17 protein-coding genes are annotated in these 23,294 nt (G+C 48.5%); 14 read left to right on the top strand and 3 right to left on the bottom strand.

Features of this window, described 5'->3' with window-relative positions:
- Nucleotides 1-201 precede the first annotated feature (201 nt).
- The 4 genes from M1D70_RS28845 (at nucleotide 202) to M1D70_RS28830 (ending at nucleotide 5,866) form a co-directional block, all read left to right on the top strand.
- Nucleotides 202-411 carry a hypothetical protein gene (locus tag M1D70_RS28845; protein WP_009594213.1) on the top strand — a complete coding sequence of 70 codons (210 nt, stop codon included), beginning with the start codon at nucleotides 202-204 and terminating at the stop codon, nucleotides 409-411.
- 244 nt (nucleotides 412-655) lie between these two features.
- Nucleotides 656-1,732, top strand: a complete 1,077-nt coding sequence (locus M1D70_RS28840) for a S1C family serine protease (protein ID WP_456288567.1) — start codon at nucleotides 656-658, stop codon at nucleotides 1,730-1,732.
- Complete coding sequence (locus tag M1D70_RS28835) at nucleotides 1,732-3,663, top strand: stalk domain-containing protein (protein ID WP_456288566.1); 1,932 nt, start codon at nucleotides 1,732-1,734, stop codon at nucleotides 3,661-3,663. Before M1D70_RS28840 ends, M1D70_RS28835 begins: the two co-directional genes overlap by 1 nt.
- A gap of 247 nt (nucleotides 3,664-3,910) precedes the next feature.
- Nucleotides 3,911-5,866: a GTP-binding protein gene (locus M1D70_RS28830; protein WP_456290511.1), complete on the top strand. Its 1,956-nt coding sequence runs from the start codon at nucleotides 3,911-3,913 to the stop codon at nucleotides 5,864-5,866.
- A gap of 227 nt (nucleotides 5,867-6,093) precedes the next feature.
- Here M1D70_RS28830 and M1D70_RS28825 read toward each other — a convergent pair whose 3' ends face one another.
- The gene (locus M1D70_RS28825) at nucleotides 6,094-7,302 is read right to left on the bottom strand and encodes an MFS transporter (protein ID WP_009595037.1); all 1,209 of its coding nucleotides are present in this window, start codon (nucleotides 7,300-7,302) and stop codon (nucleotides 6,094-6,096) included.
- Between the two features lie 299 nt (nucleotides 7,303-7,601).
- On the opposite strand from M1D70_RS28825, the gene M1D70_RS28820 reads away from it, so the two are divergent.
- The 3 genes from M1D70_RS28820 (at nucleotide 7,602) to M1D70_RS28810 (ending at nucleotide 12,082) form a co-directional block, all read left to right on the top strand.
- Entirely contained in the window at nucleotides 7,602-7,829 is a 228-nt protein-coding gene (locus M1D70_RS28820; protein ID WP_456288565.1) for a hypothetical protein, read from the top strand.
- Between the two features lies 1 nt (nucleotide 7,830).
- Entirely contained in the window at nucleotides 7,831-8,928 is a 1,098-nt protein-coding gene (locus tag M1D70_RS28815; RefSeq protein WP_036660303.1) for a DNA alkylation repair protein, read from the top strand.
- A gap of 640 nt (nucleotides 8,929-9,568) precedes the next feature.
- Nucleotides 9,569-12,082: a U32 family peptidase gene (locus tag M1D70_RS28810; RefSeq protein WP_332294782.1), complete on the top strand. Its 2,514-nt coding sequence runs from the start codon at nucleotides 9,569-9,571 to the stop codon at nucleotides 12,080-12,082.
- A 56-nt stretch (nucleotides 12,083-12,138) separates the two neighbouring features.
- On the opposite strand, the gene M1D70_RS28805 is transcribed toward M1D70_RS28810, so the two are convergent.
- Nucleotides 12,139-13,185: an acyltransferase family protein gene (locus tag M1D70_RS28805; RefSeq protein WP_456288564.1), complete on the bottom strand. Its 1,047-nt coding sequence runs from the start codon at nucleotides 13,183-13,185 to the stop codon at nucleotides 12,139-12,141.
- Nucleotides 13,186-13,662: 477 nt separating this feature from the next.
- Here M1D70_RS28805 and galU point away from each other — a divergent pair, with 477 nt between their 5' ends.
- On the top strand, nucleotides 13,663-14,535 hold the full coding sequence (galU, locus tag M1D70_RS28800; protein WP_009595034.1) for a UTP--glucose-1-phosphate uridylyltransferase GalU: 873 nt from the start codon (nucleotides 13,663-13,665) through the stop codon (nucleotides 14,533-14,535).
- A gap of 73 nt (nucleotides 14,536-14,608) precedes the next feature.
- On the opposite strand, the gene M1D70_RS28795 is transcribed toward galU, so the two are convergent.
- A complete protein-coding gene (locus M1D70_RS28795) occupies nucleotides 14,609-17,068 on the bottom strand; it encodes a Wzy polymerase domain-containing protein (RefSeq protein WP_456288562.1) in 2,460 nt (819 codons plus the stop codon).
- A gap of 96 nt (nucleotides 17,069-17,164) precedes the next feature.
- Here M1D70_RS28795 and M1D70_RS28790 point away from each other — a divergent pair, with 96 nt between their 5' ends.
- The 6 genes from M1D70_RS28790 to M1D70_RS28765 are packed head-to-tail and all read left to right on the top strand — an operon-like array spanning nucleotide 17,165 to nucleotide 23,286.
- Complete coding sequence (locus M1D70_RS28790; RefSeq protein ID WP_456288561.1) at nucleotides 17,165-18,457, top strand: glycosyltransferase; 1,293 nt, start codon at nucleotides 17,165-17,167, stop codon at nucleotides 18,455-18,457.
- Nucleotides 18,458-18,460: 3 nt separating this feature from the next.
- The gene (locus M1D70_RS28785) at nucleotides 18,461-19,540 is read left to right on the top strand and encodes a mannose-1-phosphate guanylyltransferase (protein WP_456288560.1); all 1,080 of its coding nucleotides are present in this window, start codon (nucleotides 18,461-18,463) and stop codon (nucleotides 19,538-19,540) included.
- Nucleotides 19,541-19,573: 33 nt separating this feature from the next.
- Nucleotides 19,574-20,575: a GDP-mannose 4,6-dehydratase gene (gmd, locus tag M1D70_RS28780; RefSeq protein ID WP_456288559.1), complete on the top strand. Its 1,002-nt coding sequence runs from the start codon at nucleotides 19,574-19,576 to the stop codon at nucleotides 20,573-20,575.
- 28 nt (nucleotides 20,576-20,603) lie between these two features.
- Nucleotides 20,604-21,512, top strand: coding sequence for a GDP-mannose 4,6-dehydratase (locus M1D70_RS28775; RefSeq protein WP_456288558.1), 909 nt, complete (start codon nucleotides 20,604-20,606; stop codon nucleotides 21,510-21,512).
- 14 nt (nucleotides 21,513-21,526) lie between these two features.
- A complete protein-coding gene (locus M1D70_RS28770; protein ID WP_456288557.1) occupies nucleotides 21,527-22,171 on the top strand; it encodes an acetyltransferase in 645 nt (214 codons plus the stop codon).
- Nucleotides 22,168-23,286, top strand: a complete 1,119-nt coding sequence (locus tag M1D70_RS28765) for a DegT/DnrJ/EryC1/StrS family aminotransferase (protein WP_456288556.1) — start codon at nucleotides 22,168-22,170, stop codon at nucleotides 23,284-23,286. The genes M1D70_RS28770 and M1D70_RS28765 overlap by 4 nt, the downstream gene beginning before the upstream one ends.
- Nucleotides 23,287-23,294: the final 8 nt, after the last annotated feature.

Raw genomic sequence — 23,294 nt, 5'->3', positions numbered from 1 at the left:
GGCTCCATTTCGTTAGCTTGATCTAGTCCCTGCCATGATGAAAGTCATGCTAATGTCTGACAATTTGGTTAAAAATGAGAAATTTCTATGACTTTTTTTCATTTTTCGGGGCGGAGGGCTTGCATCTGGACGGGCACATGGATAACATAGAAGAAGATATGTAAATTTGCCCGAGAAGAAACCCACGAGGAGGTACGTTTCATGATCCTTGCAGCAGCATCGGATGCGACCGCGACATTTAAGACATTTGACATTTTCATGATTTTGTTTACGATTCTGATCTTTGTTGGCGTGGTTCGCCTGTTGATGGCCCGTCAAAAAAATAAATTCGCAATCGCTTTCGGTCTCGTCAGCTTATTTGTGTTCTTGTATTCTGACTATGCCATGATTACAGGATGGTTTAACAATTAGGTTGGCGTGATGCGCGCTATTAAAGCGGCTTCATGACGAATGGAATGAAATACATACAAACAAGACGCCCTTCTGCTACCTGCAGTGTGAAGGCGTCTTTTTGTTTCTTCGAGGGCAAGTTACACGATCCGCAGGAAAAACGTAAAAGAAATAGGTCTATCAGCAATGGTTACAAATGGAAAAACATGATAAATTGAGGAGTACAAGTTGGGTAGAGGATGGAACCGGGGGAGGAACATACCAATTGAAAAACGTACAATGGCAAAAAAGATCCGCGGCCATGCTGCTGGGGACCGTCATTTTGGCAGGAAGCAGCGGCATGCTCACGCAGGCAGAGGTTGCGGATGCAGCAAGCGCGAAGCCTAAGAATACATATGAGCAAAACGAGGTGCCTCAAGTCATCAGCCGAATGTCGCCGTCGGTGGTCGGCATTATCGGGAAGGCCGCTCAAGGAAGCGGCGAAGTGGACGACAGATACAACCTGGCGCATGGCACAGGAGTCATCTGGAAGTCGGACGGCTGGATCGTGACGAACGCCCATGTGGTGGACGGGCTTACCGGAATCACGGTCGTGACCGCAGACGGCAAATCCTATAAAGCCAAGGGCGTATACAGCGATCCCAAGAGCGATATTGCGTTGGTCAATATCAATGCCAAGTCCCTGAAGCCGGCCAAATTTGCGGCAACAGCGCAGCATGCGCTAGTCGGGGAAACGGTTGTTGCCATTGGCACGCCGATCTCGTTCTCGCTGCGAAACTCGGCCTCGGTGGGCGTGGTTAGCGGGCTAAACCGGAGCGTAGACGGCTCTTATCGCCTGATTCAAACCGATACCGCCATTAACCCGGGCAACAGCGGGGGCCCGCTCGTCAACTTGAAGGGCGAGGTCATAGGAATCAACAGCAAGAAGTTCGCCGCCGTCGGCATTGAAAATATGGGCTTCTCCATACCTGCGGAAACGGTCCGCTACGTTGTTGGCCATTTATTGGAATTCGGCGAGGTGATTAGAGCCGGACTCGGATTGGAGCTGGAAGAGAGCTGGTCCGCCATCGTGGGTCTCCCTTCGGACGATCCGTTGACCGTTACGAAGGTGTTGTCCGAACAGGCCAAGCAGGCCGGCATTCAAGAGGATGACGTATTATATGCGATTAACGGCAAGCGCATTTATTCCGTTGTTGATATCAACGAACGGTTAAAGCCCTATATGCCCGGTCAGCAGGTTCAGCTGCTGATGCAGCGGGATGGGGATATCGTGAACGTAAAACTGACGCTCAGCCAGGACGGTAACGGAGCTGCTTCGTCAAGCGTTGGGGAGGCCGAGTAATGGACAAGAGAGAAAGAACGGAAACTAGCCGTCGCCTGCGGCAGGTGACAGCAGGGACCTTATCGGCGCTGATGTTATTTACGACGTTGTCGCTTCCCGTATGGGGAGACGAGGCGGTTGTGCCGGAGAAGCGCATACTGACCGTGCAAAACGGCAGCAGCACAGCCTCGGTCAATGGCACTTCCTACACGATTGCCAAGCCGCAGCTGAAGCAGGGTGTATTGATGGTACCGCTGGGCGTATTCAAGAAAGCGTTTGGCAGCGAGATCAGATTGGAGGGCGAGAACCGGATACGGCTGCTGCAAGGGCCGCATACGGTCGTGCTCGTCATGGACAACAAGACGGCATGGATCGACGGGAAAAAGGTGCAGCTGCCGGTAGAACCGACCATGGTGTCCGGTACGCTGATGGTGCCACTGCGCCCGGTTGCGGCGGGAATCGGCGCCAAGGTAAGCTCCTCCCAAGGCAAGCTGGCCATCAGCCTCATGGTCACGGATAAGGAAGAGAAGCAGGATGAAGGCGAAATCAACAACACGACCGGGAAGACCCGAATCGGGAACAGCTATTATGAATGGAGTTTGAATTATCCCTCCTGGATGATGGTTGGAAGAGGCACGGACGATGAGAGCGGTTCTGCTTTCAATGATGCTACGGGCCGCTATTACCTGGAGGTGCACGCATTCTCCCACAAGGTGAAGCTGAGTCCCGATGATCTGCTGGAACGGCTCCTGAAGGAAGTGGGCGACTCCGGTGATGTTGTGCTGCACCAAGAGACGGTCACAAGCGCAGCGGTTCCGTATGCCAGAGTGATCTCCCGCGATGTCGACGGCGTCTTGTGGGAAGGTCGGCAGTATTATGCCAACGACCGCGTCTATGAACTGTATTTTGCCGATGCCGAAGCGGTTCACTATAAAGATATGGACCAACACGCGAGCTTGCTGGGCTCTTTCAGAACAGCCTATCGGGCAGGAGACAAATCGGTAAAAGACGTATCCTCCATCGTGGATGGGTTCCGCGAGGCAGGAAACGAAGAATACGGTATTTGGTTCGGTATTCCGGCAGGCTGGGAAATCAACAACAAGGATATGTTATACGGCAGCGAAGGAGAGGGCTATCTGTCCGTCTCGGTGACATCCGCTCCAACGGGGGCCGATGGTACCCTCGCCGCTTGGGGGCAGCGCCTCAAAGACTGGCTGACGGAATCCTTCGTCGAGGAATCGTACGAATACGTCGGACTTACGCCTGTGGAGATTTCCGGCGTCAAAGGGCAGATTCAAGAGGTTCGGTACAACTTCGGGAATAAATGGATAACGGAATATGAAGTGATGGTCCAGAAGAACGGCTACCGCTATTATCTGGAGTATGCGATACCGGATGGGCAGGAAAGGACGGCTTCCAACTGGAAAAAGGTTCTCGAATCAATCGAGATCGATTACGATGTGGTGCCGGCAAATTTCGGCCGCATCGGCGAAGAGGGCTACCTGACCGATAAAACCCAGATGAGAAGCAAAAGCTCCGAGAGGTACCGCTATCATATCGATATTCCAAGGTACTGGGAGCCGCTGAACGATCAGTTCGAGCAGGGAATCGTGGAGTACGGCTTTGCCGGGGGCGGTTTTGAAATTACTGCCCAAAAGGATACAGCAGCTGAAGTCATCGTCAGCAATCTGAAACGGTATTATAACGAAGCCAGCGCGGCTTCGTCGGTGAAATTGCTGGGCGTCGATAAGATCACGTTTGCCGGCGTGCCTGCCGTGTCGTTCAAGGTGCATCAGGTGAAGAACGGCGTGGGTTATACGACCGAGGAAATCGTCTTTGAAAGCGGGGATATCGCGTACACGATCATGACAACGCTGAATGATGCCAATGCAACGGAAGTGCAGCAAGCGGCGCTGGCGCGCACGCTCTCCTCGTTTGAGCTGGTGAAATAATCCGCAGAATAGAATTATGAACTCATATCATATGGATTAAAGCGAATGTTTGATAACACCGATAGCTGTCCTGCTGCACTCATGGGGTGCGGATGGGCAGCTATTTTGGTTTAGTCAGCGGAATGACGGGCCCCCATCCGAATAATGTAGAACATATGTGCCGATCAGGCGGCCTGATATGTTAAAATTAAAAAGTGAGAGCAAATGGATCATTCATGAAACCGGCTTGCAGAAGAGGGATAAGCGGATGAAAAAAACGATAGGCATGTTCGCCCACGTGGATGCGGGCAAGACCACGCTGGCGGAGCAATTGTTATATACGACCCATACGATTCAGGAGCGCGGCCGGGTGGATCACCAGAGCGCATATCTTGATCGTCATGACATTGAAAAAGAACGGGGCATTACCGTATTTGCCGATCAGGCGACCATGCATTTTAACGGTTCCACGTATTATTTAATCGATACGCCGGGTCACGTCGACTTCTCGCCGGAAATGGAGCGGGCCATACAAGTCATGGATGCCGCCGTTGTCGTCATCAGCGCCGTGGAAGGTGTCGAGGGGCATACGGAGACGGTGTGGCAGTTACTGCGCAAGCATGGCGTGCCGACGTTCCTGTTTATCAATAAAATCGATCGGGTAGGTGCAGACGTGCCGCGCGTGCTGGCGGAAATTCGCAGCGAGCTTGCCGAAGACGTCTGTTGGATCACCGAGGAGGATGTGCTGCAGGAAGGCCTGATGCAGTCTTCGCTCATTGAGTTTATCGCGGAGCGGGACGAGAAGCTGCTGGAGCTTTATATGGAAGAGGGATATGAGGTTTCGCGATGGCTGGATGCGATGATAGCAATGATGCGGAAGGGGGAGCTGTTTCCGTGCTTCAGCGGATCTGCCCTGCAGAACGTGGGCGTAACCCATTTCATGCATCAGTTGGATCTGCTGACGGTAACGGATTACGATCCCGAGGCGGCATTTGCCGGGAGGGCTTATAAGATTCGCCATGATGAACAGGGCGCCCGGCTGACCTATATCAAAGCCACTGGCGGCACGCTGCAGGTGCGGGATGAAATCACGTATGTCTCCGGAACGGAGACGATCACGGAGAAGGTGACGCATATCCGCTTGATCAATGGGGGACGGGCAGCCCCTGTCGACCGTGTGCATGCGGGCGACCTGTTTGCGGTTACCGGCATTTCCGCTGCGGCGGCAGGAGTCGGGATGGGGGCTCTTAGCGGCCGGACGGTGTACGAGCTGGTGCCGACGCTGAAGTCCAAGGTGCAATTCGAGTCCTCGATTCATCCCAAGGATATGCTGCGCTGCTTCCGGCTGCTGGATGCGGAGGATCCTTCCCTGTCCGTGCAGTGGGACGAGCCGGCACAGGCGATTCATATTCATGTGATGGGCATCATTCAGCTTGAAGTGCTGGAACGAATCGTGTTTGAGCGGTTCGGTTACCGTATTGCCTTCGGCGAGCCGGAGATTTTATATAAAGAGACCATAACGGAGGCTGTTGTGGGAAGCGGCCATTTTGAACCGCTGAAGCATTACGCGGAGGTGCACCTCCGGCTGGAGCCGGGAGAGCGGAACAGCGGCATCGTGTTTGCCAATGCGTGCCATCCCGATATGCTGCCGGTCAATTATCAGCATCTGGTTGCACAGCATGTTGGCGAGAGGGATCACCACGGGCTGCTTACAGGTTCGCCGGTCACTGATCTCAAGATTACACTGATAAAGGGACGGGCGCACAACAAGCACACGCATGGCGGCGATTTCAGGGAAGCCACGTATCGCTCTTTGCGTCAGGGGCTGGAGAAAGCAAGCAATCTGCTGTTGGAGCCATACTATCATTTCAAGGTAAAGGTGGATGCCGAGTTTATCGGACGGTTAATGTCGGATTTGACCCAGGCCAAAGCAAGCTTCGATCCTCCGGAAACGGTTGGAGACAAGGTGACGGTCACGGGATCGGCACCCGTATCCACCATGATGAAATATGGAATGGAATTAGCGGCGTACACCAAAGGAAGAGGTGCGATATCGCTGGTATACGGCGGATATGATCGGTGCCATAACGAGGAAGAGGTCATTGAACGCAAAGGATACGACAAGAACGCAGACCCGGAATACAGCTCCTCTTCGATATTCTGCGCCAAGGGCAGCGGTTATGCGGTGCCTTGGGATGAAGCGGATCGTCATATGCATGTGTGATGCGGTGGAAGAGACTAAGTAGTTAGGCAAGAGGTTCGCGGTTGTAAGGGAGTTGAAAGATCCATTCAATAAGGTGTGATTGAAAATAGCTGTGGGATTCGTGTATGTACATGCTGGTTCATGAAGAGGATCTTCTCGAAAAGAACCGGGGAGAGGGTTTATTGATATCCGTAATGAGTAACGCACGCGTCATATTAAAACTTAACGCGTGCGCATACGGGAGGCATTTATGAAGAAAGAGAGCCTTTTTCAACAGGCTGCCCGCGCGACGGCCGCATCGTCCAATACGTAATGGCGGTCGTAATCAGCATTAGGATGCCTGTCATTAAGAATACCGAGTGAATGTTAAAGATGCCGCTGATCATGCCGCCCGCGAGCGGCCCGGCCATCCCGCCGATTTGGTTGGCGGTTTGGTTGAGGCTGAACGCGCGCCCGCGGAATTCGCTTGGCGTATGTTTGACCACAAGGCCGTTAAGTGCCGGGAATACGGCACAGAAGAACGCGCCGTAAGCAAAGCGGATGGCCGAGAATGCCCAAATGTTGCTGAACAGGATCTGGGCGAGCGATCCGATTCCGCTGGCGAGCAGGCCGATCAGCAGCACCTTTTGGAACCCGATTTTATCGGCCAGCCGTCCCCAGCGGGCCGCAAACAGGATGCTGGCGATCCCGACGATGGAGAACACAAAGCCGGCAATCATCGAGGTATGCGATGAAGAGCCGCCGATCTGAGCGATATACAGCGGCAGGACGGGCTCGATCGTCATGACGGAGAACTGCGTCAGTACCGTAAGCATGAGCACGGTCATCAGCGCCTTGTTGTGTCCGGCGACCTTAAACGTGTTCATGACGGAGACGCGCTCTTTGCTCGGTACGAATTTCTCTTCTTTGACCCAGAATATGACGAGCAGCGTGGCTGCGAAGCACAGCATCCCTGCCAATCCGAATGCCATCCGGTTGCTGAACAGGGAGGCCAGGGTGCCTCCGATCATCGGGCCCATGATGCCGCCGGTTGCGGTGGCCGTGGACATCATGGAGAGGGCGTAGCCGACTTTTTTCTCGGGGGTATTGGTGCCTACGATCGCGATCGCGCCCGGAATAAAGCCGGAGAGCAGGCCTTGCAGCAGGCGGAGAATCAGCACTTGATACTCGTTCGTGACGAATGCCATCAGTACATAGATGACAAAGAGCACCAGCCCCGCGCGGATAATCATCGGTTTGCGTCCATATTTATCGCCGACGGCTCCCCAGAAGGGAGAGGACAAGGCGCCCGCAAAAAAAGCGGAACTGAACAGCAGTCCCGACCACAATTCCGTATGCTTGGTAACGCCGAGCTCAATCAGAAAAAGCGGGAGAAATGGTATGACCATCGAGAAGCTTGATGAAACGATAAATGAGCCGAACCATAGTATCCATAAATTCTTTTTCCAACTTTCCATGTCTTCTTCATCTCCTGATGTGCGATTTGTTGTACTCCTTCGAGCTTCGCCTCCTGTCTTTTTTAAATAAGTAATGGTGTATGTATTACATGTATCAGAAATAAGAAAGTGTAAGCTTCAGGGGCTTACCAGCCTTATTTTTGGAAGAAACGCTTCCTTTACATGTGGATCTTTCATTGGAGTAAGTACGTCGATAAACGTATGACTTTGCATCTCGATTGGTGTTCAGTCCATCCGTGCATCGGTTGAGGTCCCAACAGGGTAATCCGGATGCGGATAAAGCAAAACGCCCCCCCAATTTGGTAAACTGGAATCAACCAGACTACCGCACTAAAGCGAAAGGCGTGCAACTTCATCCTACACCACATGTTTTGGATTGGGAAGAGGCGGGGAATGGGGTTAGAGCGGTCGGCGGCTCATTTGGGGATGAGGCGGAACCGCCGGTTTATCGCATAAATAAAGGGCTTTCAGGATTCCATGAGACGTGGATGCAAGATCGTAAAAATTATTTTTTTGGGGAGATCTGATATGAGAGAAACGCTGAAGGATCTATATTCGAATACATTGTTCCAGCAAGTGACGGACCGGCTGAAGGAGGCTTATCCGGCATTCGATGCGGACCGGTTCATGACGCTGATTCATAATGAAGCCTGGGAGCAGGAGGAGTTCAAGCAGCGCATCCGGCATATTACGCTGGCCTTAACGGACACGCTGCCTGCTTCTTACCCGGAAGCCGTCGGGATCCTGAAGCAGGTGGCTCCGCATTTCAGAGGCGTGGAATACGTGTTTTTTCCCGACTATGTCGAGGTGAACGGCATGGATGATCTGGAGACGTCGATGGAAGCTTTGGCGGTATTCACGCATTCTTCCACGGCGGAGTTTGCCGTCCGGCCTTTTATTATCCGGGACCAGGATCGGATGCTGGCCCAGATGATGGCATGGGCGCAGTCCGATGACGAGCATCTGCGCCGATTGGCGAGCGAAGGTTGCAGACCTCGTCTGCCATGGGCACCGCAGCTGCCGGCCCTGATCAAGGATCCGCGCCCGGCGCTGCCGATTCTGGAGCAGCTGAAAGAGGACTCCTCCTTGTATGTTAGAAAAAGCGTCGCCAATCACTTGAACGATATCTCCAAGGATCACCCGGAGCTTGTGCTGGAGATCGCCGCCAAGTGGTACGGCAAGCATCCGCTAACGGATTGGATCGTACGGCATGCGCTGCGTTCGCTGCTGCGAAAAGGGGATATCCGGGCACTGGCTATTTTCGGATACGAGGAGCTTGAGAAGCTGGAAGGACTGGAGGTGCGCGAGCTGCGCATCAAACGTTCCGTGATAACGATGGGGGACGATTTGGAGTTCGCTTTTCAGGTGGTCAACGAAACCGGCTATCCGATGGCGCTCCGCATTGATTACGAGATCGATTATATGAAGGCAAGCGGTAAGCTTGCGCCGAAACGCTATAAATGCTCGGACAAGATTTATGCGCCGGGATGCTGGAAGGTCGAGAAGAAGCAATCGTTTAAACCGATCTCCACCCGCCGTTTCTACTCCGGCGATCACCGCCTTCACATCGTCGTGAACGGCAAACGGTTGGCCAGCATGGATTTTGTGCTGGAGGGCGCGGAGTAAGAGTAGGGGCGTGGTGCAGGACGATGTACTGGCAAACCTGGGGGCAGGTCGTGCACAGAGAAACCTGTGGAAAAGAATCCTGGAACCAGGTGACGGTACGGGACGATTCCGATCTAAAGTTTTGTACATCGTGTGCACTGCTCCCTCTGCACACGGTGCGTGGTCGTTGGGGCATTCTTGGATGGCTGTCGACCGCTGAGATGTAAAGAAGGCTCTGACTAAAGGATTCGGAGTATTGGTAATGCAATATCCCTGGTAAAGGAAAGGGGAAGTAATCTCCTTAGGCAGAGAAATGAGAGTTAAGAGCACTAGCCCGCACGGTGATCATGCGCCAGTAATAGCCGAAGAGGATAATGTGAGGCAAGCTTTCCGATGGGAGGGCTTGTTTTTGTTTTGTACAAAACCGAGTGCCATGCGGATTATGGCAACACTATCAAATGTGTGGAAATCCAGTTAGCAGGTAGAAGAGAAGCCGGACTTTTGGTACACTAGATAAGTTGAAAAGCTTTCAAAGTATTTACAAACATTTGATATAGATGTCGGATGCCCTGTTCTATGAACATAGAGTATGGCTAGCAGGTTTCAAAGGAAGAATAGTAGTACACAGCACGCCGGCTTGGACCGGTCTGGGAGGATATGGATGGACACGAAAGCATTACGAAGAGAAGACGTGGAGCTGCTGGCGCCGGCAGGGGATTGGGATTGCATGCGGGCCGCGGTGGCGAACGGGGCGGACGCGATCTTTTTTGGGGTCGAAAAATTCAATGCGCGCGCACGGGCGAACAATTTCCGGATGGACGAGCTGTCCGAAATTATGGCCTTTTTGCACAGTTATGGGGTTAAGGGGTTCCTGACCTTCAATATACTCGTGTTCGAGAACGAACTGGAGGATGCCAAGGAGCTGATCGATGCATGCGTGGATGCAGGCGTCGACGCAGTGATCGTGCAGGATCTGGGTCTGGTCAAAATGATTCGTGAGATTTCTCCGGATTTCCCGATCCACGGCTCTACGCAGATGACGATTACGTCGCCGGAGGCCGTCGAGTTCACGAAGCCGTTTAACATGGAACGCGTTGTTCTAGGACGCGAGAACAATCTGAAGCAAATCCAGAAGATCGGGGAGCAGGCGAAGCTGCCGATGGAAGTATTCGTGCATGGTGCGCTATGCGTATCCTACTCGGGCCAATGCCTGACTTCCGAAATGTGGGGCGGCCGGTCCGCCAACCGCGGAGAGTGCGCGCAGGCCTGCCGTCTGCCGTACGATCTGATCGTGGATGGCGAGCAGAAGCCGATGGGCGACGTTGCCTACCTGCTCTCGCCAAAAGATCTGGCCGCGATCGATCTCATGCCGGAGCTGATTGAAGCGGGCGTGACCTCGTTCAAGATCGAGGGCCGTTTGAAGAGCCCGGAATACGTGGCTAACGTCGTGAGCAAGTACCGGAAGGCGATCGACCGGTATTTTGACGGCGAGGATGCGAGACCGAGCAAGGAAGAGGTGCGTGAGCTGCAGCAGAGCTTCTCCCGCGGCTTCACCCATGGTTTCCTGGATGGAACGAACAATAAAAAGCTGGTTGAAGGCACGTTCCCGAAAAGCCGCGGCGTGTACCTCGGCCGGGTGGAGCAGATTCTGCGCGACGGTGTCGTCTGCAAGCTGGATGCGCCGCTGAAGCGTGGGGATGGCATTGTGTTTGATGCCGGCGACCCAACGAAAAAAGAAGAAGGCGGACGCGTCTACGACGTGCGCCGCAAAGGCGTCAAGCTGGAGGGCGAGGCGCAGGAAGGCTGGATCGTCGATATCGTTCCCGGCCGGAGCGACGTGGACCTGCGCAAGCTGCATGTCGGCGACCGGATCTGGAAGACCAACGATCCGGCGCTGGATAAGCGCCTCCGTCAGACGTACGAGACGGAGAAGCCGTACCGGGTATTCCCGGTACATGTGCGCGTCAGCGGCCGTCCTGGACAGCCGCTGTCGACCTGGTGGACCGATGTGCAGAAAGGCACGACGGTCCAGGTGGATTCGGAGCTGGAACTGGAGATCGCCCAGAAGCGGCCGCTCAGCCAGGAGATCCTGGAGGAGCAGCTTGGCCGCCTGGGCGGAACGGTGTTCCAGCTTGAGGCACTCGACGTCGACCTGTACGGCGACGTCATCGTGCCGATTCGCGAGCTCAACAGCATCCGCCGCCGTGCGGTGGAGCTGCTCGCCGGCGAGCGGCCGAAGCCGCCCGTGTACGTGAAACGGGCGGTGTCGGTGTATGGCGATGCGGCTGTGCCCGCAGCGCCCGTGGCCCGCGGTGAGGCGAAGCTCACCGCGCTGTGCCGCAGCCTCCCGCAGGTGGAGGCTGCGCTTGAGGCCGGCGTCGAGATGATCTACGCCGACTTCGAGTTCATCAAGCAGTTCCCGGCAGCGGTGGAAGCCGTGCGTGCAGCCGGCAAACAGATTGCGCTGGCAACGCCGCGCATTCACATGCCGGGCGAGAACGGCTATCACAACAACATCCTGCGCCTCCAGCCGGACGCCGTGCTGGTGCGCAACACCGGTGCGCTGTATTTCTACCTGCGCCACCGGATGGAGAACCCGGGGGCGAAGCATCCTCGGCTGATCGGCGACTTCTCCCTGAACATTGCCAACCACAAGGCGGTTGATCTGTTCGTCGAAGCCGGATGCGACGCCGTCACGCCTTCCTATGACCTGAACATCCAGCAAATGGTGGATCTTCTGGGGAAGGCCGACACGTCCAAGATGGAGATCGTCATCCATCAGCATCTGCCGATGTTCCATACGGAACACTGCGTGTACTGTACGTTCCTCAGCGAAGGAACGGACTTCACGAACTGCGGTCGTCCGTGCGAAGAGAGCCGCGTGTCCCTGCAGGACCGGATCGGCATGTCCCATCCGGTACGGGTCGACGAAGGCTGCCGGAACACGGTGTACAATGCCATCGAGCAATCCGGCGCCGAGTACCTGGCGAACTTCATGGAGCTGGGCGTATCCAGCTACCGCGTGGAATTCCTCGAGGAAACGCCGGAGCAAGTCCACGAGGTTATCGATCTCTACAACCGCGCCTTGCGCGGCGAGATCAGCGGCACCCAAGTGTGGAAGAAGCTGAAGGCGACCAACCAGCTTGGCGTAACGCGGGGGCAGTTGGTGAAGTAAGGAAGCAGCATGCGTATTGCGTATATACTGAGCTAATATGAAGGAGTGATGCCAAGTTAGGCATCACTCCTTTTTGCGTCGGAACGCTTCGTTTCAGCTCGTTCATGGCGGTGCTTGGATCGGTAATGGAATAGAAACCCGACGTTCGGCTCGACGATCCAACCGAAGCCGCGTTTGATCCAGGATGAGGATAGCAGCCAGGTTATGATTGCGCCGAGCAGAATCAGCAGCAGCTTGCCTCCCGTGGACCGGAACGCTTCGAACCAGCTCAGATGCTGCATCGTTTTGACGATGAACCCGTGAAGCAAAAAGACGTACATGGTATTCACCCCACGGTCCGTGAAGGGCGTATCCGACCTCGGAATGAGGGAGAGGACGCATAGTCCCATGATGACGGTGAAGGCGTAGGTGATCATACGGTAGAGGCCTGCATACCACGAGTCCAAGCCAAACTCCAGGTAAGGCATCGCCCCGTAGAACCAGTTAGATGGCAGGGTCGGCGATATGACGTACAGCAGGACAAATCCGGCGGAGAGCAGGATGATCGATAGCAGTTGAAAAGGCCGGGTCTTGATGGCATCCAGCCATTCCCTTTTGAAAACATATCCGATGAGAAAAAAGGGCAGGAAGTACAGTGTGCGCGAAATGCTTGCATAATAGTCGACATCGATCGAGTACCCGAGCATGATGGACATCGCGAAACAGACGACGAGCGGGTATTTGAGCATCAGCAGGTACGGCAGAAGCATTTTCCACAGCATCATGCTGAACAGGAACCACAGGATCCAATTGGGGTAAAAGTACGTGAAATCGAGCCGATCCAAGCCTTGCATGTAATAGTCGAACAGGGTATAGAGCGTCTCGAATATGAAATACGGCACGACCAGTCCCGACAGCAGGCCGACGTATTGTTTGGGGGATTGAATGCACTTGGCGAAATAACCGGCCGCAAAAATAAACAACGGCATATGAAACGAGTAAATGAACTGATAGATCGCTCCCATCGCTGCTTCGCCGTTAAACGGCTCAATGAGATGTCCCACGACCACCAACAGGATCAGTATGAATTTGAGGTTATCGAAATAGGCGTCTCTCTCTTTCATCAGCAACCAGCTCCTTTGGCTTTTTGGTCCATCGAAGTTTCGTACTAGTATATCGGAGGGGTCTTGGTCATTTCCATGGATAAAACTGGATTGGGCTATCTGGAGTTATCGGATTCAGCTTGTGAAAGCAGTGCCGGCATAAAAGACCGAGGGAGTCATTACTGGTTCCCCGCCAAGACACAAGCGGCTGATGTTCGGCGGACCGCTGATTACCAAGGAGGTTATGGCCGATACGGATTCCAGCTTCTCAATAGCGCCTTCTTCGCAGACGTTAGACATGTCCTGTTCCAATAACCAATTTAACGACTGTAGTAACGTCAAACTTGGCGAAGAGAGGGGCAACTAGGCCAAAGCGGCAAAGTCACGAATCATAAGTCGTCTGATTTTGACAAAAACCGATTTTAATCGAAGGTTGGTTGGACTCATGGTACAATGGCATCAATATATTGGGAGACTTAAGGGAATGGAGAAGATAGGATGAACATTCGTAAAGCGATCATACCCGCTGCGGGGCTTGGTACGCGGTTCCTGCCAGCTACGAAAGCGATGCCTAAAGAAATGCTACCCATTGTGGACAAGCCGACCATACAATACATTATCGAAGAAGCGGTAGCTTCCGGTATCGAGGACATTATCATTGTAACTGGTAAGGGGAAGCGGGCGATTGAGGACCATTTTGATTCTTCCTTTGAGCTGGAACATAATTTAGCGGAGAAGGGTAAGTGGGGACTTCTCGAAGAAGTGCGTAAACCCTCAAACATGGCGGATATCCACTATATTCGGCAAAAAGAGCCCAAGGGGCTGGGCCATGCTATTTGGTGCGCACGCAAATTCATCGGGGACGAGCCGTTTGCTGTGCTGCTCGGCGACGACATCGTGGAGTCAGAAGTACCCTGCCTAAAACAGATGATGAAGGTCTACGACACCTACCAATCTACCATTGTGGGCGTTCAGCCCGTCGATTGGAACGAAGTCGATCGTTACGGGATCGTAGACGGATTTCAGAAATCAGACCGAATCTATGAAACATCGAGACTGGTGGAGAAGCCATCCCGTGCCGAGGCGCCTTCCAACCTGGCTATTATGGGCCGCTATATTTTACCGCCGGATATCTTCGACTTACTGGAGAATCAAGAGGTTGGGAAGAACGGAGAAATTCAGCTGACTGATGCGCTCTCCACCTTAGCTCATCGGAGTCCGATCTATGCATATCACTTTGACGGGATGCGCCATGATGTCGGCGAGAAGTTGGGTTTTATCGAAACCAGCATTCATTATGCATTGCAGCGGGAAGAGTTGAGAGATGATTTAATTGCTTATTTGAGTGGGGTTTTGGCGAAGGTCCAGTAATCTAATAAGACATAACATATGAAAAAAGGGACAGTTGGGTAGAGGTTTTCTACCACGAACTGTCCCTTTTTAATTAGAATTGTAGATCAGCAAGCTGTTGAACATTTTGCTTCGCATTCGGATCAACTTGGGTTAGCTTCGCCATAAGGGCATCATCACTCAAGTTTTGTTTTTGTAATGCTGCCAGATACCAACGTACAATCTCCTGTTGGGTTGTCTGGGTGAGATCTTCTTGTATGCCAATCTTAAGAGCTTCAGACGCTTGTTCCGGTTGATTCATCATGAAGTACATTTTGCCCGCATGGAGAATCATGTCGGGTGTGTTTTCGAAAGGATTACCTTGGAATTGGCCTTCAGGCAATGTGTCTAGGTGTTGAATGCCGGCTTGAACCTCAGTGAAAGCCTTAGTTGCTTGCGTGAAGTATTTGTCCTTCGCTTCCGTATCACCTGTACCGAGAGCTTTAGTTCCCAGATCGTATCCTTTATTGATGATCTGTTCGTACCAATTGATGTCCCATTTAAATTTATGAGCGTTGTTGATAAGTACTTCATAAGCCCGTTCGGGTTCCTGTTTCATTTCATAACTTTCGATTAGGCTCTTGAGCATGGATTTGTTATAAGGCTCATCTTTTAATGCTTTGTTAAGCAATGCAACCGATGCGTTATAAAAATTCTCATCTTGATTTTGCTTATACACGCTCTGATACAGTGCTGCGGTTAGCAGTACCGAGTCGGGATGGCTCGGGCGTATGCTCAGGTCTTTATCAAGGGGAGCTTTAATTTCCTCAAAGGAAGTGCTAATCTGAACGACTCTACGTGCTTCCATTCCCGAGTCTGCAGCTTGTACATATCGGATGGATGTAATCATGACGAGAATAGCGCAGAGTCCGACGATTATACTATATGCACCTCTTGCAGTTGAATCTTTAAGGCTCCATTTTTTCATTGGTTTATTATCCATTACCGCAGCCATTCCGCCAAGTCCCAGGAATACAAGAATTCCCATAAACACGTAACTCAAGTTAAAGTCCAAAATACTATGAATCAAAATGGAAAGGACGATGATGAGATAAAGGAAGTGACTATTGCGCTCTTCTTCACTGCCTTTAATATAACCTCTAATATACTTATAGAAAGTATACAGAATAAACGACATGAAGATCACGAATCCGACAATTCCGACCTCAATCAAGTACTGTAAAAAGAAGTTATGCGCTTGACGGCTTGTATACGGGTTGTTCTGGTACTGCTCATAAAGTGAAGCCCACGCACCACCACCAGCTCCGATGATCGGATAGTCAGCTAGCACCTTCATGGCATCTTTATAGAACGTGAAACGTTCCAGAACGCTGTGCTGATTAAAGTTAATATTCTCGAGTCGGACGCTAATGCTTTGCGGCAGTATATTTTTCAAACCAGTACCAATGAATAGGAGAATCAGCAGGCCTCCAATTATAACGGAACCAAGCGGAATCCAGAGGTTAGATGTCTTTCTCGAGGACCAACTGCTTAAAGCTTGTTCAAGTTTAGGAACGATGAAACTCTGTATAACCCACCCGAGAAGTCCTATAATAGCGGACGCACCAAGCAAAATGCCCCAGCCCTTAAGGGCACCACTGCCGCTGAAGGCTTCATTTAAACTCAATCCTAGCTCAGTAACCGGTTTAGATATAGCCAGCGAAACCACGCCTGCTATACCGCAGTACAGGATCCATAATAATTGTTTAGCTGGCTTCAGGAATAGGAGTAACAAAACAAACACAACAGGTAACATTACGAGACCGCCACGAGACAACGTCAGCAGCAGCGAAATAATTATGGGTACCAGCATGAAGCTATGAAAGGCTTGACCGTACCATTTTCGAGATGTAGTAACGAAAAAGACTGCCGCGAAGAGGAATGCCATTAGAAAAGCTGCATAAGTATTTGCGTATTGGAATACGGAAGTCAGACGAAGACCGTTAGTATCAGTCATGACAGCATGGGTGTACGTACCGTTTAAAACGGTATTTGAAAACCATTTTGCAATAGCACCCGCAGTCTTGCCCTGTCCAAACCAATGGAGCAACCCGAATCCAACAATTAGATATGCTACAGTCATAATTGTATTTTGAATGATTCGATTCCCTAACTTGTCACGGAGCACGTACAGACCAATGATAAACATAATGGCATAAATACAATTAATGATAACCATATTAATGGCTAGAACATGGGAGGCAGCGCTAATGAGCGAGAGTATGTAAGTTAATGGAAGAAAAAGCACACCCACAGCCAGCCAATCTCTTTGATCTTTTAACTGGATGCTTTTATAGGAATGAGCAACCCAGAGAAATATTAATAGACATGCTAAGATAGCAGCCCAAAAAATTGGCTTCTCAAATTCTAACATTTGCCCATTAAATAGAGCGGTCTGAAACGGCGTCCAAGCGAGGAACAGTATAATTCCTGATATTAACACCCAAAACAAAGCCGATCTCGTCTCACCTTTTCTCGACGCGGCGGCTTTTTTACCGTATACTGGATTCGACAACGTATTTAGCTCCTTTTCTTGTAGATACGACAATATTCTAGCATATGAGGAAGAATGGGGCTAGAGATATGGAAAAGTATGATTTTTCAAGAAACAATGGTGGTGTTAAAAATAAAAAAAATTATAGTCCAAATGATCTATAAAGTAATTCGATTGCTAAAACCGTTATTAATGCTTCTCATCCCTGCCCATAAAAGAAAAGAATTAAAAAGAAAGTTTCTTTCTTTATCCTCAAGTTCTAGCAGGGAACGGACAATCGAGACACTCCAATATATAGACGGGATAAATCTCATAGGGTTTTCTCGGGCAGAGATGGGGATTGGCGAATCTTGTCGTATAGCTGCTAAAAGCATGGATGCGGCTGATATACCTTTTGGGATCATTAATTTTACTGGTACAAACAGTGCTAGAATGGGCGATACGACTTGGGTGCATAAGGAGATAACGAGCCCTATCTATAGCATAAACATTTTTCATATTAATGCTGAGCAGATGCCTGAATTAAATGTGGTGTATGGTGATTCATTTTTCAAAAATAGATATAATATAGGGGTTTGGCACTGGGAGTTACCGGATTTTCCAGATGAGTGGATAGAGAGTTTTCAATTTGTAGATGAAATATGGGCACCATCAACATTTGTTGCTGAATCAATATCACTTAAAAGTCCTGTTCCAGTGGTCAAAGTTCCTCATTCTATTGAAGTAAAAATCACTTCTCCAAGAACACGGTCTTATTATAATTTGCCAGAAGATGTTTTTTTGTTTCTCACCATGTATGATGTCCGAAGCTTTCAGGAACGTAAAAATCCTGAGGCTTCTGTACGATCTTTTCAACTAGCTTTTGAACCTGATAATATGTCAGTTGGTCTTGTTATTAAAGTTAATAGTTATAAAGCCAGTACGGGTGAAATGGATAAGTTAAACAAACTGATCCGTGATTATAAAAATATTTATATCATTGAGGAAACTTTGAGTAGAAACGACGTTAATGCACTTCTTTTGGCATCAGATTGTTTCATATCTTTACATAGAAGTGAAGGCTTTGGATTGGGACTGGCGGAAGCAATGTATCTTGGGAAGCCGGTTATCGGTACTAACTGGTCTTCTACCACAGACTTTATGAACTCTAACAATTCATGTCCTGTTGACTATAGATTGATTTCTGTAGGGGAAAACTATGGTCCGTATAAGGCTTATCAACAGTGGGCTGACCCTGACATTGAACAAGCAAGCGCGTATATGAAGAAGCTGGTTATTGACCCAGACTACTATCATAGTGTGGCTTCCCGAGGCGAAAAGTATATAAAACAGTACTATTCACCGAAATATATTGGTGAAATGATGAGCAGACGTATTAATTATATTCGTAAGTGGAGATTTGGGGGTTAACAAATGACAACTACTTGTGTAATTATGGCCGGCGGTAAGGGCGAACGCTTTTGGCCAAAAAGTCGGACAAATTTACCGAAACAATTTTTGAATATATCGGGTAATAAGTCCATGATACAGCAGTGTATAGATCGCCTGAGGAAGTTTCTCCCAATTGAACAAGTCTTTGTCATTACCAATGAATTATATGCAGAGTTAATAAAGGCTCAAATTCCTACAATACCTGATGAGAACATCATCATTGAACCGGTAGGGCGCAATACTGCTTCTTGTGTTGGATTAGCCTCTATTATTATTGAAGAAAGATATCCCAATAGTTCAATGATAGTTCTTCCGTCGGATCATATTATCAAGGATGAGTATGAATTTATTAATATACTCAATACAGCTGTCTCAGTGGCAGAGGAAGGTGAAAAGAACCTAGTAACCCTTGGGATAAAACCTACCTATCCTGAAACGGGCTACGGATATATCGAAAGTATGGACGAAGCGGTTTCAGTTAACGGATTGAGTGTTCATAAAGTGAGGAAGTTTGTAGAGAAGCCTAGTATTGATAATGCCACATCCTATTTATCAGCTGGAAACTATTATTGGAATAGTGGGATTTTTGTTTGGAAGGTAGATGTCATACGTAATTATATCAAGGATCTCTTGCCTGAGATGCATGACATTTTAGAAACAATGAAGCTAGCTTTTCAAACAGAGGATAGAAATGAAGTTATAAAGGCAGAGTTTCACAAGATGCCGGATCAATCGATAGATTATGGCATCATGGAAAAAGCAACAGATATCTATGTAATTCCATGCGTCTTCGGTTGGGATGATGTTGGCAGCTGGACTGCACTCGAACGTATCAGCAGTCTTGATGATGGAGGGAATGTCATCAGAGGTAATACGCTCAATATTGATACAAAGGGTTGCATTATCGAGAGTAACGGCAAATTAATTGCCACACTAGGAATTGAAGATCTTATTATAGTTGAGACGGAGGATGTAACTCTCATCTGTAAAAAGGAAAAGGCTCAAGAGATAAAATCTCTAATAAAGGAACTTAAAGTCCAGAAGTTAGAGCAGTATTTATAGTTTTAAATCAAAATAGCGAGGGGTATGTATCAAATGACTAAAAATGCACTAATTACCGGTATTACTGGGCAAGATGGATCATATTTGGCGGACTTGCTGTTGGAAAAAGGGTACAAAGTGTATGGCTTGCGTAGAAGAACTAGTGTTCCAATCTTAGAGAATATTGAGCATATTCAAAATGAAATCGAGTTTATTGAAGGGGATTTGCTAGATTTAAGCTCACTTATACGAGCTGTTCAAATCTCTAATCCTGATGAGGTTTATAACTTAGGTGCGCAATCTTTTGTTGCAACATCATGGGACCAACCGATTCTAACAGGACAAGCGACAGCATTGAGTGTTACAAATATGTTGGAAGCAGTTCGCATAGTTAAGCCTGAAGCACGGTTCTATCAAGCGTCCAGCAGTGAGATGTTTGGAAAAGTTGTTGAAACTCCGCAAAAAGAAACCACACCATTCTATCCTAGAAGTCCATATGGTGTGGCCAAGGTGTATGGTCACTGGATGACTGTGAATTACCGTGAAAGCTATGATATGTTTGCTTGCTCGGGAATTTTGTTTAATCATGAGTCTCCTCGACGCGGAATTGAATTCGTTACGCGAAAAATAACGAATGCTGTTGCTCGTATAAAACTTGGGCTGCAGCAAGAATTGAGACTTGGAAACCTAGATGCCCTTAGGGATTGGGGATACGCAAAAGATTACGTCGAATGCATGTGGTTGATGTTACAGCAAGATACTGCAGATGATTATGTCATTGCAACTGGAGAAACTCATTCAGTTCGGGAGTTTTGTGAAATTGCTTTTGGATATGCTGGACTAGATTATCAAGATTTTGTGGTAACTGACCCTAAATTCTTTAGGGCTGCAGAGGTTGATTTACTGTTGGGCGATCCTTCCAAGGCAATTAACAAATTAGGCTGGAATCCTCAAAAAACGACGTTTAAAGAATTGGTTCAGCTAATGGTCGATAAGGATCTTGAAAGAATAGCAAGAACTACTAACTACAGCCAATCTAACGTACTAGGGAAGTGATGGTTGAGTGAAAGCCCTAATAACTGGAGTGAGCGGTTTTGTAGGGACTCACTTAAGTGAATTACTGTTGCAAAACAATTACGAGGTTTTTGGTTTGTCGCGATCTCAGCCTCAGAATAAAGATATTATATTTACCTCTTGTGATATTAATAACGCTGATCTAGTTAAAGCAACACTTGAACGAATAAAGCCTGATGAGATATATCATCTCTCAGGCGCTGCGTTCATACCGCATTCTTATGAGAAACCATTGGAGGCTTATCATACGATTGTTAATGGGACGTTGTCTTTATATGAAGGTATAAGAAAATTGGGTTTGGATTCCAAAATTCTCTACGTAGGATCTGCTGAAGTTTATGGTGAAGGTCTGAAACGTCCTTTTATTGAAACAGATCTTCTTCATCCCAGCAATCCGTATGCGGGCGCTAAAACATGTGCAGATATGATAAGCGAGCAATACTTTAGGACTTATGAAATGAATATCATCAGAACTCGTCCATTCAACCATACTGGGCCCGGTCAATCTTCTGACTTTGTTTGTTCCAGTTTTGCTATGCAAATTGCACAGCTTGAGAAACAAGGCGAGCAAGCAATCGGAGTTGGGAACATAGAAGTAAAAAGAGACTTCCTTGATGTGAGAGATGTTGTAAAAGCTTACCATGCATTAATGAAGAAGGGTACGATAGGAGAAGCGTATAACATTTGCTCTAATAATGCCATTCCTATATCTGAGATCCTAGAGTATCTTTTTTTTGCTAGTGACTTAGAGGAGTGGAATGTACAAGTAGATTTATTAAAAGTAAGAGAAAACGATGCATCAATAAGAGTCGGCAACAATTCCAAATTGATTTATGATACCAATTGGACTCCACAATTTAATTTAAAAGATACAATGAAAGATCTACTGGAGTATTGGCGTGAGCGCATAAGAAGTTAGTGAGGTGGGATAAGGTGTCTAAAAAAGTTTTGGTTGTCGGTGGTGGAGGTCATGCAAAAATCGTTATCGATATTTTGCAAGGGTATGATGAATGTTATGAGATTGTAGGCTTTACCTCTCAGACATCTGACATAGACAATATTTTAGGTGTTCCTTATCTTGGTGACGATTCTATAATCTCCAAACTTCACGGTGTAAACTGTTTTATTGTGGCTGTAGGAAATAACAAAATTCGGAAAAGTATCTATAAGAGATTAATACAGTTAGGATTGGAACCGATAAATGCTATTAGTAAATCATCATATGTGTCGCCCAACGCTCATATTGGTAAAGGTATTGTGGTTGTAGCGGGTGCTGTAATTAATCCATGCAGCACGATTCATGACAATGTGATCATCAATACCTTGACGGGAATTGACCACGATTGTGTAGTAGGGGCACACGCTCATATTGCTCCAGGCGCGTCGTTAGCAGGAGGAGTAAGGGTTGGAGAGGGAGCGTTTATCGGTATGAAAGCGAGTGTCGTACCAGAAAAAACAATTGGCGAATGGTCGATTATTGGATCAGGTGCCGTCGTTGTATCAGACATACCATCTGCTGTTACTGTAGTTGGCGTGCCTGCAAAAAAAATCTTAAAGCAGAAGGATGAATCAAAATGAAAGCCGTAAAAAGAATACCGCTTGCAGGGCCTGTATTAAATGGTAACGAACGTAAATATGTACTTGATTGTATTGATACAGGATGGATCTCTGCAAACGGGAAATATGTAAATGAATTCGAGAGTACATTCGCAGATTTTTGTGGGGTTAAACATGCCATTTCGTGTGCAAACGGTACTGTAGCACTTCATTTGCCCCTTCTGGCATATGGAGTTGAACCAGGTGACGAAGTCATCATTCCGAGTTTCACGTATATAGCTACTGCTAATGCGATTAAGTATTGTGGAGCAAAACCAGTATTAGTAGATTCGGAAGAGAACACATGGAATATAGACCCAAATAAAATTGAAGAGAAAATCACTCCTAGAACCAAAGGGATTATCGTTGTGCACCTTTATGGACACCCTGTAGACATGGATCCAGTTATGGAAATAGCCAAGAAACATAATTTATTCGTAATCGAAGATGCTGCTGAAGCACATGGTGCAGAATATAGAGGAAAAGTCGTAGGATCAATTGGGCACGTGGGGACATTCAGTTTTTTTGGAAACAAAATTATCTCTACTGGTGAAGGTGGAATGATTACAACAAATGATAGCGAACTTGCAACTAAAATGAGACTGCTAAGGGGTCAAGGGATGGACCCTAATAAGCGATATTGGTTTAACGTAGTGGGATACAATTACCGTATGACTAATCTGCAAGCTGCTGTAGGCCTTGGCCAGCTAGAGAATATTAGATGGCATTTGGATCAAAGAAGAAGAGTCGCAAATGCCTACATTGAGAAGCTTTCTCCATACTCTAATCTACTTGAACTTCAACCTGAAATGGCTTGGGCTACGCACTCGTTTTGGATGGTATCCATTCTTTTAAGTGATCATGTTAAGAAAGAACGCGATGAAATTATGCAGTTATTGGAGGATGACGGAATTGAAACGCGACCGTTGTTCTACCCTATGCATCATTTACCTCCTTATTATGAAGATAGAGTATACCCTGTAGCTGATCGAGTTTCAGCCAGAGGGTTTAATATTCCTACCAATGCTACATTGACAGATGAAGATATTGAGTACATTTGTAACAGAGTAATTTTTCATTGCTCTAATAATATTTAGATATCGTA

Source organism: Paenibacillus sp. AK002, from assembly GCF_053903045.1.
Note: the sequence above shows the minus strand (reverse complement) of the source record. Positions and strands in the feature narration are given on the sequence as shown.

Coding starts and splice junctions, on each gene's coding strand:
- M1D70_RS28835 (WP_456288566.1), top strand. CDS start 1,732: ATGGACAAGAGAGAAAGAACGGAAACTAGCCGTCGCCTGCGGCAGGTG.
- M1D70_RS28790 (WP_456288561.1), top strand. CDS start 17,165: ATGGTGGTGTTAAAAATAAAAAAAATTATAGTCCAAATGATCTATAAA.
- M1D70_RS28825 (WP_009595037.1), bottom strand. CDS start 7,302: ATGGAAAGTTGGAAAAAGAATTTATGGATACTATGGTTCGGCTCATTT.
- M1D70_RS28805 (WP_456288564.1), bottom strand. CDS start 13,185: ATGAAAGAGAGAGACGCCTATTTCGATAACCTCAAATTCATACTGATC.
- M1D70_RS28830 (WP_456290511.1), top strand. CDS start 3,911: ATGAAAAAAACGATAGGCATGTTCGCCCACGTGGATGCGGGCAAGACC.
- M1D70_RS28810 (WP_332294782.1), top strand. CDS start 9,569: ATGGACACGAAAGCATTACGAAGAGAAGACGTGGAGCTGCTGGCGCCG.
- M1D70_RS28815 (WP_036660303.1), top strand. CDS start 7,831: ATGAGAGAAACGCTGAAGGATCTATATTCGAATACATTGTTCCAGCAA.
- gmd (WP_456288559.1), top strand. CDS start 19,574: ATGACTAAAAATGCACTAATTACCGGTATTACTGGGCAAGATGGATCA.
- M1D70_RS28765 (WP_456288556.1), top strand. CDS start 22,168: ATGAAAGCCGTAAAAAGAATACCGCTTGCAGGGCCTGTATTAAATGGT.
- galU (WP_009595034.1), top strand. CDS start 13,663: ATGAACATTCGTAAAGCGATCATACCCGCTGCGGGGCTTGGTACGCGG.
- M1D70_RS28785 (WP_456288560.1), top strand. CDS start 18,461: ATGACAACTACTTGTGTAATTATGGCCGGCGGTAAGGGCGAACGCTTT.
- M1D70_RS28845 (WP_009594213.1), top strand. CDS start 202: ATGATCCTTGCAGCAGCATCGGATGCGACCGCGACATTTAAGACATTT.